General features: G+C 54.3%; 11 protein-coding genes. 9 read left to right on the forward strand and 2 right to left on the reverse strand.

All coding sequences use genetic code 11. From position 1 onward, the window contains the following. Positions 1 to 5 precede the first annotated feature (5 nt). The 9 genes from nrdF to leuA all read left to right on the forward strand — a co-directional run bounded on the left by nrdF (position 6) and on the right by leuA (position 11,369). A complete protein-coding gene (nrdF, locus tag AC6EMZ_RS17480; protein WP_498404041.1) occupies positions 6 to 965 on the forward strand; it encodes a class 1b ribonucleoside-diphosphate reductase subunit beta in 960 nt (319 codons plus the stop codon). A 333-nt stretch (positions 966 to 1,298) separates the two neighbouring features. Beyond that, entirely contained in the window at positions 1,299 to 2,501 is a 1,203-nt protein-coding gene (gene proV, locus AC6EMZ_RS17485) for a glycine betaine/L-proline ABC transporter ATP-binding protein ProV (RefSeq protein WP_498404042.1), read from the forward strand. Then, positions 2,494 to 3,558, forward strand: a complete 1,065-nt coding sequence (gene proW, locus AC6EMZ_RS17490; protein WP_498404043.1) for a glycine betaine/L-proline ABC transporter permease ProW — start codon at positions 2,494 to 2,496, stop codon at positions 3,556 to 3,558. Before proV ends, proW begins: the two co-directional genes overlap by 8 nt. 9 nt (positions 3,559 to 3,567) lie before the next feature. Continuing rightward, positions 3,568 to 4,563 (forward strand): glycine betaine/L-proline ABC transporter substrate-binding protein ProX, encoded by a 996-nt coding sequence (gene proX / locus AC6EMZ_RS17495; protein ID WP_498404044.1) that lies wholly within the window; start codon positions 3,568 to 3,570, stop codon positions 4,561 to 4,563. Between the two features lie 150 nt (positions 4,564 to 4,713). After that, on the forward strand, positions 4,714 to 5,898 hold the full coding sequence (locus AC6EMZ_RS17500; protein WP_498404045.1) for an MFS transporter: 1,185 nt from the start codon (positions 4,714 to 4,716) through the stop codon (positions 5,896 to 5,898). A 327-nt stretch (positions 5,899 to 6,225) separates the two neighbouring features. Continuing rightward, positions 6,226 to 6,756, forward strand: a complete 531-nt coding sequence (gene mprA, locus AC6EMZ_RS17505; RefSeq protein WP_498404046.1) for a transcriptional repressor MprA — start codon at positions 6,226 to 6,228, stop codon at positions 6,754 to 6,756. A gap of 127 nt (positions 6,757 to 6,883) precedes the next feature. Then, positions 6,884 to 8,056, forward strand: a complete 1,173-nt coding sequence (gene emrA, locus AC6EMZ_RS17510) for a multidrug efflux MFS transporter periplasmic adaptor subunit EmrA (protein WP_498404047.1) — start codon at positions 6,884 to 6,886, stop codon at positions 8,054 to 8,056. Between the two features lie 16 nt (positions 8,057 to 8,072). Further along, entirely contained in the window at positions 8,073 to 9,620 is a 1,548-nt protein-coding gene (gene emrB / locus AC6EMZ_RS17515) for a multidrug efflux MFS transporter permease subunit EmrB (RefSeq protein ID WP_498404048.1), read from the forward strand. Between the two features lie 99 nt (positions 9,621 to 9,719). After that, positions 9,720 to 11,369 (forward strand): 2-isopropylmalate synthase, encoded by a 1,650-nt coding sequence (leuA, locus tag AC6EMZ_RS17520; RefSeq protein ID WP_498404049.1) that lies wholly within the window; start codon positions 9,720 to 9,722, stop codon positions 11,367 to 11,369. On the opposite strand, the gene AC6EMZ_RS17525 is transcribed toward leuA, so the two are convergent. Together AC6EMZ_RS17525 and luxS are read right to left on the reverse strand one after the other, a co-directional pair. After that, positions 11,366 to 12,130: an AraC family transcriptional regulator gene (locus AC6EMZ_RS17525; protein WP_498404050.1), complete on the reverse strand. Its 765-nt coding sequence runs from the start codon at positions 12,128 to 12,130 to the stop codon at positions 11,366 to 11,368. The genes leuA and AC6EMZ_RS17525 overlap by 4 nt on opposite strands. Before the next feature lie 40 nt (positions 12,131 to 12,170). Further along, the gene (gene luxS / locus AC6EMZ_RS17530; RefSeq protein WP_498404051.1) at positions 12,171 to 12,686 is read right to left on the reverse strand and encodes an S-ribosylhomocysteine lyase; all 516 of its coding nucleotides are present in this window, start codon (positions 12,684 to 12,686) and stop codon (positions 12,171 to 12,173) included. Positions 12,687 to 12,813 lie beyond the last annotated feature (127 nt).

Consider the following 12,813-nt stretch of genomic DNA (forward strand, 5'->3'; position numbering starts at 1 on the left):
CAAGAATGAAACTGTCGCGAGTCAGCGCCGTTAACTGGAACAAGATTCAGGACGATAAAGATCTGGAGGTCTGGAACCGCCTGACCAGCAACTTTTGGCTGCCTGAAAAAGTGCCGCTGTCGAATGATATCCCGGCGTGGCAAACGCTGAGCCACGCCGAGCAGCAGCTGACAATCCGCGTCTTTACCGGGTTAACTCTGCTGGACACGATCCAGAATACCGTAGGCGCACCGGCGCTGATGGCCGATGCACTGACGCCGCATGAAGAGGCGGTGATGTCGAATATCAGCTTTATGGAGGCAGTACACGCCCGGTCTTACAGCTCGATTTTTTCAACGCTGTGTCAGACCAAAGACGTGGACGCGGCCTATTTATGGAGTGAAGAGTCAGAATCGCTGCAACGTAAGGCGCAGCTGGTGCTGGAGTATTATCACGCCGATGAGCCGTTGAAGAAGAAAATCGCCAGCGTGTTTCTGGAATCGTTCCTCTTCTATTCAGGGTTCTGGCTGCCGATGTACTGGTCGAGCCGTGGCAAGCTGACGAATACCGCCGATTTGATTCGACTGATCATTCGCGATGAAGCGGTTCACGGGTATTACATTGGCTATAAATATCAAAAAGGACTGGAAAAAATCAGTGAAGAAAAGCGCGATGAGCTGAAAGGTTTTGCGCTCGATTTGCTGATGGATCTTTATGATAACGAACTGGCTTACACCGCCGAACTCTATGCCGGAACGGGCTGGGAAGAGGATGTGCAGGCGTTCCTTTGCTATAACGCCAATAAGGCGCTGATGAACCTCGGTTACGAAGCGCTGTTCCCGCCGGAAATGGCGCAAGTGAATCCGGCGATTCTGGCGGCGCTTTCACCGAATGCCGACGAAAATCACGACTTCTTTTCGGGGTCTGGGTCATCGTATGTCATGGGAAAAGCGGTGGAAACCGAGGACGCGGATTGGGATTTTTGATCAGTAATATAGCGATCGTTAATTTACTATAAATCCTAAAAGCATCGGTTTTTATTTCGCCAGCAACTACACTGTCATTATCTCTTCATATTCACCTGAATTATTCCGATTCAGGTGATATTCCGCTATGCATTGACAAAAAATATCAGAAAAATTCAACTGGCGCTCAGCCCTTATCTCATGGGAAATTCAGCCGTTTCGCTTACGGCAGAATTCGCGCCCTCAGCGGGCTCAGGGTTGTCTCAGATTCTCAGTATGTTAGGGTATTGCCTGGTAATTATTTCCACTGGTAATCATATCGACTCAAATAAATAACAGGAAATAGTCTATTGCATGGCAATTAAATTAGAAGTTAAGAATCTCTATAAAGTATTTGGCGAGCATCCACAGCGTGCTTTCAAATATATCGAAAAAGGACTTTCGAAAGAACAAATCCTGGAAAAAACGGGGCTATCGCTTGGCGTTAAAGACGCCAGTCTGGCCATTGAAGAAGGCGAGATTTTCGTCATCATGGGATTATCCGGCTCGGGTAAATCGACCATGGTTCGCCTTCTCAATCGCCTGATTGAACCCACTCGCGGACAGGTACTGATTGATGGCGTAGATATTGCCAAAATATCCGATGCTGAACTCCGTGAAGTGCGCAGGAAAAAGATTGCGATGGTCTTTCAGTCATTCGCGCTAATGCCACATATGACGGTACTCGATAATACCGCCTTCGGTATGGAATTAGCGGGAATCCCTGCCGTTGAACGCCAGGAAAAAGCGCTGGACGCCCTGCGTCAGGTTGGCCTTGAAAATTATGCCCACGGTTATCCCGATGAACTCTCTGGCGGTATGCGCCAGCGTGTCGGATTAGCGCGCGCATTAGCCATCAATCCCGATATTTTATTAATGGATGAAGCCTTCTCAGCGCTCGATCCATTAATTCGTACCGAGATGCAGGATGAACTGGTAAAACTGCAGGCGAAACATCAGCGTACCGTGGTCTTTATTTCTCACGATCTTGATGAAGCCATGCGTATTGGCGATCGCATTGCCATTATGCAAAACGGTGAAGTGGTCCAGGTCGGTACGCCGGATGAAATTCTGAATAATCCCGCAAATGATTATGTGCGCACCTTCTTCCGTGGCGTGGATATTAGCCAGGTATTTAGCGCAAAGGATATTGCCCGTCGTGCGCTGAACGGCATTATTCGCCGCACGCCGGGCTTTGGCCCGCGCTCGGCGTTGAAGCTGTTACAGGATGAAGACCGCGAATACGGCTATGTGATTGAACGCGGTAACAAATATGTTGGCATTGTCTCCATCGACTCACTGAAAACCGCATTAAGCGAAAATCAGGGAATCGATGCGGCGTTAATCGACGCTCCGCTTGCCGTGGACGCCGAAACGCCGCTCAGCGAGTTGCTTTCTCACGTGGGCCAGGCACCGTGCGCGGTACCGGTTATTGGGGAAGAACAACAGTACGTCGGCATCATTTCAAAACGCATGCTGCTGCAGGCTTTAGATCGCGAGGGGACAAACAATGGCTGATCAATCTAATCCGTGGGGAACCACAGAGGCGGCGGATAGCGCCGCACAATCCGCAGACGCGTGGGGCTCAACGCCGGCACCGGCAGACGGCGGCGGTGCCGCAGACTGGCTGAACAGCGCGCCGGCACCCGCACCTGAGCATTTCAATATTATGGACCCGTTCCATAAAACGCTGATCCCGCTGGATAGCTGGGTGACCGAAGGCATCGACTGGGTGGTGACCCACTTCCGCCCCGTGTTCCAGGGCATTCGCGTGCCGGTGGATTACATCCTTAATGGCTTCCAGCAGATGATGCTGGGTATGCCTGCGCCAGTGGCGATCGTGCTATTTGCCCTGATCGCCTGGCAGTTTGGCAGCGCGGGGATGGGCATCGCGACGCTTATTTCGCTGATTCTGATTGGCGCTATCGGCGCGTGGTCACAGGCGATGATAACCCTGGCGCTGGTGCTGACCGCCCTGCTGTTCTGCGTGGTGATTGGTCTGCCGATGGGGATTTGGCTGGCGCGCAGCCCTAAGGCCGCGAAGATTATTCGGCCACTGTTGGATGCGATGCAAACCACCCCGGCGTTTGTTTACCTGGTCCCTATCGTCATGCTGTTCGGTATCGGCAACGTACCGGGCGTGGTGGTGACCATTATCTTCGCCCTGCCGCCGATTATTCGTCTGACAATTCTGGGCATTAATCAGGTGCCTGCCGATTTGATCGAAGCATCCCGCTCGTTTGGCGCAAGCCCGCGACAGATGCTGTTCAAAGTCCAGCTACCGCTGGCCATGCCCACCATTATGGCGGGAGTTAATCAGACGCTGATGCTCGCCCTCTCCATGGTAGTGATCGCCTCGATGATCGCCGTTGGCGGGCTTGGCCAGATGGTACTGCGCGGCATTGGCCGTCTCGATATGGGGCTTGCCACCGTGGGCGGCGTAGGGATTGTTATCCTCGCCATCATTCTTGACCGCCTGACGCAGGCTGTCGGTCGCGATTCTCGCAGTCGCGGCAACCGTCGCTGGTACACCACCGGCCCGGTCGGGTTAATCACCCGCCCTTTCATTAAATAAGGAACAACGATGCGACATTCCGTACTTTTTGCCACAGCGTTTGCCACCCTTGTCTCCACCAGCACGTTCGCCGCTGAACTGCCGGGTAAAGGCATTACCGTACAACCTATTCAGAGCACCATCTCTGAAGAGTCTTTCCAGACGATGATTGTCAGCCGTGCGCTGGAAAAGCTGGGCTATACGGTGAATAAGCCAAGCGAAGTCGATTACAACGTGGGTTATACCTCCATCGCGTCTGGCGATGCGACGTTTACCGCCGTGAACTGGCAGCCGCTGCATGATGATATGTATACCGCCGCGGGCGGCGACAAGAAATTCTACCGTGAAGGGACGTTCGTGACCGGTGCCGCCCAGGGTTACCTGATCGACAAAAAAACCGCCGACCAGTACCACATCACCAACATTGAGCAGTTGAAGGATCCTAAGATCGCTAAACTGTTCGACACCAACGGTGACGGCAAAGCCGACATGATGGGCTGCTCGCCAGGCTGGGGTTGTGAAGCGGTAATTAATCATCAGAACAAAGCGTTTGATCTGGAAAAAACCGTCGACGTGAGCCACGGGAATTACTCGGCCATGATGGCGGATACCATCGCGCGCTTCAAAGAAGGCAAGCCGATTATCTATTACACCTGGACACCGTACTGGGTGAGCGATGTGATGAAGCCTGGCAAAGACGTGGTGTGGTTGCAGGTGCCGTTCTCCTCGCTTCCGGGCGAGCAGAAAGATATCGACACCAAGCTGCCAAACGGCATGAACTATGGTTTCCCGGTGAACACCATGCACATCGTTGCCAACAAAGTCTGGGCTGAGAAAAACCCAGCCGCAGCGAAGCTGTTCTCGGTGATAAAACTGCCGCTGGCGGATATCAACGCACAGAACGCCATGATGCATGCAGGCAAATCGTCAGAAGCCGATGTCCAGGGTCACGTTGACGGCTGGATCAAAGCCCACCAGCAGCAGTTTGACGGCTGGGTGAAAGAGGCGCTGGCTGCGCAGAAGTAAAAAACACAACCTTACCCCTCACCCTCTCCCCTTTGGGGTGAGGGGTATAAACCGCACAAACCACCACGCAACAATTCCCCACCGTTCGCAATCATCCGTTATTATTGATTTCCGGAAATATAATCACTCAACTAATGATTCCAGAACCTAATGACGAAAACTTCTCAAGGGCTTAGCCCGGCACTGATCCTGTTAATGTCTGTGGCTACCGGCCTTGCCGTTGCCAGTAACTATTACGCCCAGCCTCTGCTTGAAACCATCGCACGCGCGTTTTCACTCTCTGCCAGTTCAGCAGGCTTTATCGTCACTGCCGCACAGCTTGGCTATGCGGCTGGCCTGCTGTTCCTGGTGCCCTTGGGCGATATGTTCGAACGTCGCCGGCTGATTGTCGTGATGACGCTGCTTGCCGCAGGCGGGATGCTGATTACCGCCTCCAGCCAGTCACTGGGAATGATGATCCTGGGCACCGCGCTGACCGGACTGTTCTCGGTTGTGGCACAAATACTGGTTCCGCTGGCGGCCACGCTCGCCGCCCCGGAAAAACGCGGCAAAGTGGTCGGCACTATTATGAGCGGCCTGCTGCTGGGTATTCTGCTGGCCCGAACGGTGGCCGGACTGCTGGCAAGCATTGGCGGGTGGCGTACCGTTTACTGGGTGGCTTCCGTTTTAATGGTCTTTATGGCGCTGGCGCTGTGGCGTGGACTGCCAAAAGTAAAACAGGAAAACCACCTAAATTATCCGCAGCTTCTTGGTTCGGTTTTCAGCCTGTTCACGCAGGATAAACTGCTACGTACCCGCGCACTTCTTGGCTGTTTCACCTTCGCCAATTTCAGCATTTTGTGGACGTCAATGGCGTTTCTGCTAGCCTCTCCGCCGTTTAATTATTCCGAGGGGATGATTGGTCTGTTTGGTCTGGCGGGCGCGGCGGGCGCATTGGGTGCGCGTCCGGCGGGTGGGTATGCCGATAAAGGTAAATCTCATCTGACGACGAGCGCAGGACTGGTGCTATTGCTGCTTTCCTGGGCGGCTGTCTGGTATGGACAGGTTTCTGTGCTGGCGTTGATCGTCGGTATTCTGGTGCTAGACCTCACCGTGCAGGGCGTGCATATCACTAACCAGACCGTTATCTATCGCGTACAACCCGAGGCGCGTAACCGCCTGACCGCAGGCTACATGACCAGTTACTTTATCGGCGGCGCGGCGGGTTCGTTGATTTCCGCCTCGGCGTGGCAGCATGCGGGCTGGAGCGGCGTGTGTCTGGCAGGAACGGTGATGGCGGTGCTGAATCTGCTGGTCTGGTGGCGCGGTTATCATCGTCAGGAAGCAATAAACTAACCTTTACCCTACTGCGGGGTCTCTTAGGGTGTTAAGCCGCCCCGCAGTCTGTTAAGGTTAGCGTAATCATATATTCCATCAATTTTAATGTGGGTGACATATTAACTTCCAGTATGAATAGTTCAGACCTGTTAGCTAATCCCCGTCGCCGCATCCCGTCTTTCATGGGTTCATACCCCACCGTTTTTGTGCCTACCGGGTTACGGATTCACCCGGCACTTTCTGACAGTGATATCAACCCAGCGGATATAACCGCACAAATAATTCATTTACATTATTTGTCACTGTCGTTACTATATCGACTGTAATTAATGAGGTCATACCCAAATGGATAGTTCGTTTACCCCCATTGAACAAATGCTTAAATTTCGCGCCAGTCGTTACGAGGACTTCCCATACCAGGAGATCCTGCTGACTCGTTTGTGCATGCACATGCAAGGCAAACTGCTGGATAACCGCAATAAGATGCTGAAAGCTCAAGGGATTAACGAGACGTTGTTTATGGCGTTAATCACCCTGGAGTCTCAGGAAGATCACAGCATTCAGCCATCCGAACTGAGTTGCGCGCTGGGTTCATCCCGCACCAATGCGACCCGTATCGCCGATGAGCTGGAAAAACGCGGCTGGATTGAACGCCGTGAAAGCGACAACGATCGCCGTTGCTTGCATCTGCAATTGACCGACAAAGGTCACGAATTCCTGCGCGGGGTGCTTCCACCTCAGCATAACTGTCTGCACCAACTCTGGTCTGCACTGAGCACTTCCGAGCGCGACCAGCTTGAGCAAATCACTCGTAAACTTCTCACCCGTCTGGATAAGATGGATGAAGAAGGCGTTATTCTTGAGGCACTCAGCTAACGCGACGACACGCTCAACCATCCAGATTTAATAAGAAAACTGACAGGCCAGCACGTAACACTGCTGGCCTTTCTGACAACAGGTCGGCTCAGCCGATGTGAAAATAAGAAGATCGTGGAGAACAACAATGAGCGCAAATGCGGAGAATACACTCCCGCAGCAACCAGCTAACAAGAAAGGCAAACGTAAAGGTGCCCTTCTTGTGCTGACCTTGCTCTTTATTTTTATTGCTGTGGCATATGGGATTTATTGGTTTTTAGTACTGCGTCATGTTGAGGAGACAGATGATGCGTACGTGGCAGGGAACCAGGTTCAGATTATGGCGCAGGTGTCGGGCAGCGTGACGAAAGTCTGGGCTGACAATACCGACTTTGTGCAAAAAGGGGACGTGCTGGTCACGCTCGATCCGACCGATGCCCAGCAGGCGTTTGAAAAAGCGCAGACCGAGCTGGCGTCCAGCGTCCGTCAAACCCGTCAGTCGATGATCAACAGCAAGCAATTGCAGGCGAGTATCGATGTTCAAAAAACCGCACTGGCGCAGGCGCAAAGCGATCTTAATCGTCGCGTACCGCTCGGCACCGCCAATCTGATTGGCCGTGAAGAGTTGCAACACTCGCGTGATGCGGTTGCCAGCGCGCAGGCGCAGCTTGACGTGGCGATTCAACAGTACAACGCCAATCAGGCAATGATTCTGGGCTCCAGCCTGGAAGATCAGCCTGCCGTAAAACAGGCTGCGACCGAAGTGCGTAACGCCTGGCTTGCCCTGCAACGTACCAAAATCGTCAGCCCAATGACCGGTTACGTATCCCGCCGTTCCGTGCAACCTGGCGCACAGATTAGCCAAACTACGCCGTTGATGGCGGTGGTTCCGGCCAGCAACCTGTGGGTGGATGCGAACTTTAAAGAGACGCAGCTTGCCCATATGCGCATCGGCCAGACCGCCACTGTGGTGAGTGATATTTATGGCGACGATGTAAAATACACCGGCAAAGTTGTTGGTCTGGATATGGGAACCGGCAGCGCGTTCTCCCTGCTGCCTGCACAAAACGCTACCGGTAACTGGATCAAAGTGGTTCAACGTTTACCCGTGCGTATTGAGCTCGACGAGAAACAGCTTGCCGATCACCCGCTGCGTATTGGGTTGTCCACGCTGGTGACCGTTGATACCGCAGACCGCGAAGGTCAAATGTTGGCAAATCAGGTGCGTACCAATCCGGCTTATGAAAGTAACGCCCGCGAAATTAACCTTGATCCCGTCAACAAGCTGATCGACGACATCGTGAAAGCGAACGCCGGTTAATCCTAAGGTGAGCGTTATGCAACAGCAAAAACCGCAAAAGCCGTTGGAAGGCGCGCAGCTGGTTATTATGACCATTGCGCTGTCGCTGGCGACCTTCATGCAGGTGCTGGACTCAACCATCGCAAACGTGGCCATCCCCACTATCGCCGGGAACCTGGGCTCATCGCTGAGCCAGGGGACATGGGTTATTACCTCGTTCGGGGTGGCTAACGCGATCTCGATTCCAATCACCGGCTGGCTGGCAAAGCGCGTCGGTGAAGTGAAGCTGTTCATGTGGTCAACGGTCCTGTTCGTTATTGCCTCATGGGCGTGCGGCATGTCCAGCAGCCTGACGATGCTTATCTTCTTCCGCGTGATTCAGGGGATTGTGGCCGGGCCGCTGATTCCGCTGTCGCAGAGCTTGCTGCTGAACAACTACCCACCAGCCAAACGAGCTATCGCCCTGGCATTATGGTCGATGACCGTGATTGTCGCGCCGATTTGTGGACCGATTCTGGGTGGTTTTATCAGCGATAACTACCACTGGGGCTGGATCTTCTTTATCAACGTACCGATCGGTGCTGTGGTTGTCATGTTGACGCTGCAAACGCTGCGCGGACGTGAAACGCGGACCGAACAGCGACGCATTGATGGCGTGGGATTGGCGCTGCTGGTGCTCGGTATTGGTAGCCTGCAAATCATGCTGGACCGCGGTAAAGAGCTGGACTGGTTTGCCTCACAAGAAATTATCGTCCTGACCGTGGTGGCAGTGGTGGCCATCAGCTTCCTGATTGTCTGGGAGCTAACGGACGATAACCCGATAGTCGATTTGTCGCTCTTTAAGTCGCGAAACTTCACGATAGGCTGTCTGTGTATTAGCCTCGCCTACATGCTCTACTTCGGCGCGATTGTTCTGCTGCCGCAGCTGTTGCAGGAGGTATATGGCTACACCGCCACCTGGGCCGGTCTGGCCTCGGCGCCGGTCGGGTTGATTCCGGTCCTGCTGTCGCCGATTATCGGTCGCTTCGCCCACAAGCTCGACATGCGCAGGCTGGTGACATTCAGCTTTATCATGTACGCGGTGTGCTTCTACTGGCGCGCGTATACGTTCGAACCGGGGATGGACTTTGGCGCGTCCGCGTGGCCGCAGTTTATTCAGGGCTTTGCCGTGGCGTGCTTCTTTATGCCGCTGACCACCATCACGCTTTCCGGCTTGCCGCCTGAGCGTATGGCGGCGGCATCGAGCCTGTCGAACTTTACCCGAACGCTGGCGGGCTCAATCGGAACATCGATTACCACCACGCTATGGACCAGCCGGGAATCGTTGCACCATGCGCAGTTGACTGAATCGGTGAACGTGTTCAACCCGAACGCCCAGCAGATGTACAGCCAGCTTGAAGGGATGGGAATGACGGAGCAGCAAGCTTCCGGCTGGATTGCCCAGCAGATCACCAATCAGGGCCTGATTATCTCCGCCAACGAGATTTTCTGGGTGTCGGCGGGGATCTTTATCCTGTTGCTCGGACTGGTGTGGTTAGCGAAGCCGCCGTTTGGTGCAGGTGGCGGCGGCGGTGGCGCGCACTAGCGAGTCGTTGTCCATTTTACGATAGCGTCTGTCAGTACTGATAAAGCAGCGCTCCTGAAATCGCTTCACGATAGTGAAAAGACAACAGGAGCGCACATCATGCTGAACCATCCCGCACAAAAATATCAGCCTTACCCCCCTATTTCCCTGCCCGATCGCCGCTGGCCGGAGCAGTCAATCACTCAGGCTCCACGCTGGCTTTCAACCGATTTACGCGATGGTAATCAGGCGCTGGCCGAACCGATGGACAGCGCGCGTAAGCTGCAATTCTGGGCATTATTGCTGAGCTGCGGTTTTAAAGAGATTGAAGTGGCCTTCCCGTCGGCCTCGCAGACTGATTTCAATTTTGTTCGCCAGCTTATCGAAGAACGTCGCATTCCCGATGATGTCACTATTCAGGTGTTAACCCAGGCGCGGGAAGATTTAATACTTCGCACCTTTGATGCGCTGCACGGCGCAAAACAGGCAACCGTCCATCTGTATAACGCCACCGCCCCGCTGTTTCGCCGCCTGGTATTTGGCATGGAAAAAGCGCAGATTGTTGAGCTGGCAACCCGCTCAACGCGCCTGATCCGCAAGCTTTGTGAAGAGAACCCACAGACGCGCTGGCAGTATGAGTATTCCCCCGAAACCTTCTGTTTTACCGAACCAGAATTCGCACTGGAGATTTGCGAAGCCGTAGCCGAAATCTGGCAGCCGTGTGCTGAACGCCCGATGATTATTAACCTACCGGCCACCGTCGAAGTCAGTACGCCCAACGTCTATGCCGACCAGATTGAGAATTTTTGCCGCCACTTTAGCCGTCGCAGTGAGGTGTGTATTAGCGTGCATCCGCATAACGATCGCGGGACTGGCGTGGCGAGCGCGGAACTGGCGGTGATGGCGGGCGCCGATCGCGTCGAAGGCTGTTTATTTGGCAACGGTGAGCGCACCGGCAACGTGTGTCTGGTGACGCTTGCCATGAACTTATATAGCCAGGGCATCAGCCCGAATCTGGATTTCAGCGATATGAGTAAGGTCGTGGAAGTGGTCGAAAGCTGTAATCAGCTGCCAGTACATCCGCGTCACCCGTGGGCGGGACGTCTGGCTTATACGGCGTTCTCCGGTTCGCATCAGGATGCCATTAAGAAAGGATTTGATGCCCGCCAGCCTGACGAGCGCTGGGAGATGCCTTATTTGCCGGTCGATCCTCAGGATATTGGCTGTTCCTATGAAGCCGTCATCCGCGTGAACAGCCAGTCGGGTAAAAGCGGCAGCGCGTGGCTCATTGAACAGAATCACGGCCTGAAGCTACCGCGCGCACTTCAGCAGGATTTTAGCCAGCACGTACAACAAGAGGCCGACAGCGGAGGCAAAGAGATGACGCAGAATGCGCTGTGGCAGCTCTTCCGTCAGCGTTACGGGCTGGTTCCTTCCCCACGCTTTGCCTTGCAAACGTACCGCAGTGAGAGCCAGCAGGATGGTCAGTTACGTTTGAGCGCCATCGTGGCTACCGGCGGTGGTACTCGTGAGCTTGAGGGTCATGGCAACGGTTTGCTTTCCGCTGCTGCCAGTGGGTTAAGCCGCTGGCTGGATACGCCGTTTGTCATTAAGGATTATCATGAACATTCGCTGGGCGAACGCAGCGACAGTCGATCGGTGACCTATATTCGCTGCCTGTTCCAGGACGGAACGAGTCGATGGGGCGTAGGAATTGATAGTGACGTGGCGCGCGCGTCTATTCAGGCGCTGTTCAACGCCGTCGGCTAATCGTCTTTGAAATAGTCGCTGGGTGAGATCCCCATCACCCGGCGAAACATCGCCGTAAACGCGCTGTGGCTGCCGTATCCCAGGTCCAGCGCCACGCGCAGCACCGGCTGCCCCTGCGCCAGCCGTAACAATGCCTCCATTAACCGCGCCCTTCTCACCCACTCCGCAAAACGTAAACCCGTCTGCTGCTGAAAATGGCGGTTGAGGGTGCGCTCGCTCATGTTGACCTGCGCAGCCGCCTGCATGCTGCTCCAGCTTTCTCCTGGCGCCTGGCGGATACGATCGCACAGCTGGCGTAACAGCTCGCTCTGCGGCTCAGGAAGATTAAACGGCAGTATCGGCATGGTGCGGATTTCATCAAGGATCAGCTCGTAGACGCGTTCATCGCGGCTGCCGGGGGCGTATGACTCCGGGAGATTGAGTGAGGCAACGATCAGCTCGCGCAGTAGCGGTGAGATCTGCACGATCTGGCATGATGCGGGCAGATCGGCGCGAGCCAGCGGATCAATAAACAGGGTGCGCGCCGCGACGTTGCCGGTAATACGAATGGCATGCCGTGTACCCGCCGGTAGCCAGACACCGCGCCCAGGGGGAACGACCCAACAACCCGCAGCCGTATCAACCCGAACGACACCGCTCAGACTATGCAACAGCTGGGCACAGTCGTGCTGGTGCCAGGGCTCGCTGTCGCCATGAGCGTAATCATGGGCAAAGGGAACCAAAGGGCGCTGAGTAAAGGAGAACGTTAAGGTAGTGGACATAGGATTGACGACCCTCTCCCTAAGGAGAGGGTGAAGCGCACTAGATGTGCAGTTCTTTCAACGTTTCTTTCGGCAGGGCCAGCTCTTCGTTGCTGTTTACGCGAACGTCACGCTCGATAATGTGACGCGCGATATCCTGTGCTTCTTCCAGAGAGTGCATCTCATAGGTGCCGCACTGGTAAACGTTCAACTCAGGAATTTGGTTCTGCTCTTTTACTTTCAGCACGTCGGTCATTGCCGCTTTCCAGGCATCCGCTACGCGAGTTTCGTCCGGCTGACCGATCAGGCTCATGTAGAAACCGGTACGGCAACCCATCGGGGAGATATCAATAATCTCAACACCGTTACCGTTAAGGTGATCGCGCATGAAACCTGCAAACAGGTGCTCCAGCGTATGTATGCCCTTCTCCGGCATCACTTCTTTATTCGGTACGCAGAAACGCAGGTCGAATACGGTGATCGTGTCGCCGTGCGGGGTATGCATGGTCTTCGCAACACGTACAGCAGGTGCTTCCATACGGGTATGGTCGACAGTGAAGCTATCTAATAACGGCATACGTCACCTCCGATAGTGATTTTTTTTAAAATAAAATGAACTCTTTGTTCAAAGCCGCGTCTGACTATATGAAAGACGCGCATTTGTTATCATCATCCCTGATTCAGAGATGTTATTTTGGCCACAT

The sequence above is a fragment of the Enterobacter sp. SCRI0065 genome, from assembly GCF_059766475.1.

What these genes read in the sequence shown, in the direction of transcription:
- nrdF (WP_498404041.1), top strand. Translation starts at nt 6, where the DNA reads ATGAAACTGTCGCGAGTCAGCGCCGTTAACTGGAACAAGATTCAGGAC.
- proV (WP_498404042.1), top strand. Translation starts at nt 1,299, where the DNA reads ATGGCAATTAAATTAGAAGTTAAGAATCTCTATAAAGTATTTGGCGAG.
- proW (WP_498404043.1), top strand. Translation starts at nt 2,494, where the DNA reads ATGGCTGATCAATCTAATCCGTGGGGAACCACAGAGGCGGCGGATAGC.
- proX (WP_498404044.1), top strand. Translation starts at nt 3,568, where the DNA reads ATGCGACATTCCGTACTTTTTGCCACAGCGTTTGCCACCCTTGTCTCC.
- AC6EMZ_RS17500 (WP_498404045.1), top strand. Translation starts at nt 4,714, where the DNA reads ATGACGAAAACTTCTCAAGGGCTTAGCCCGGCACTGATCCTGTTAATG.
- mprA (WP_498404046.1), top strand. Translation starts at nt 6,226, where the DNA reads ATGGATAGTTCGTTTACCCCCATTGAACAAATGCTTAAATTTCGCGCC.
- emrA (WP_498404047.1), top strand. Translation starts at nt 6,884, where the DNA reads ATGAGCGCAAATGCGGAGAATACACTCCCGCAGCAACCAGCTAACAAG.
- emrB (WP_498404048.1), top strand. Translation starts at nt 8,073, where the DNA reads ATGCAACAGCAAAAACCGCAAAAGCCGTTGGAAGGCGCGCAGCTGGTT.
- leuA (WP_498404049.1), top strand. Translation starts at nt 9,720, where the DNA reads ATGCTGAACCATCCCGCACAAAAATATCAGCCTTACCCCCCTATTTCC.
- AC6EMZ_RS17525 (WP_498404050.1), bottom strand. Translation starts at nt 12,130, where the DNA reads ATGTCCACTACCTTAACGTTCTCCTTTACTCAGCGCCCTTTGGTTCCC.
- luxS (WP_498404051.1), bottom strand. Translation starts at nt 12,686, where the DNA reads ATGCCGTTATTAGATAGCTTCACTGTCGACCATACCCGTATGGAAGCA.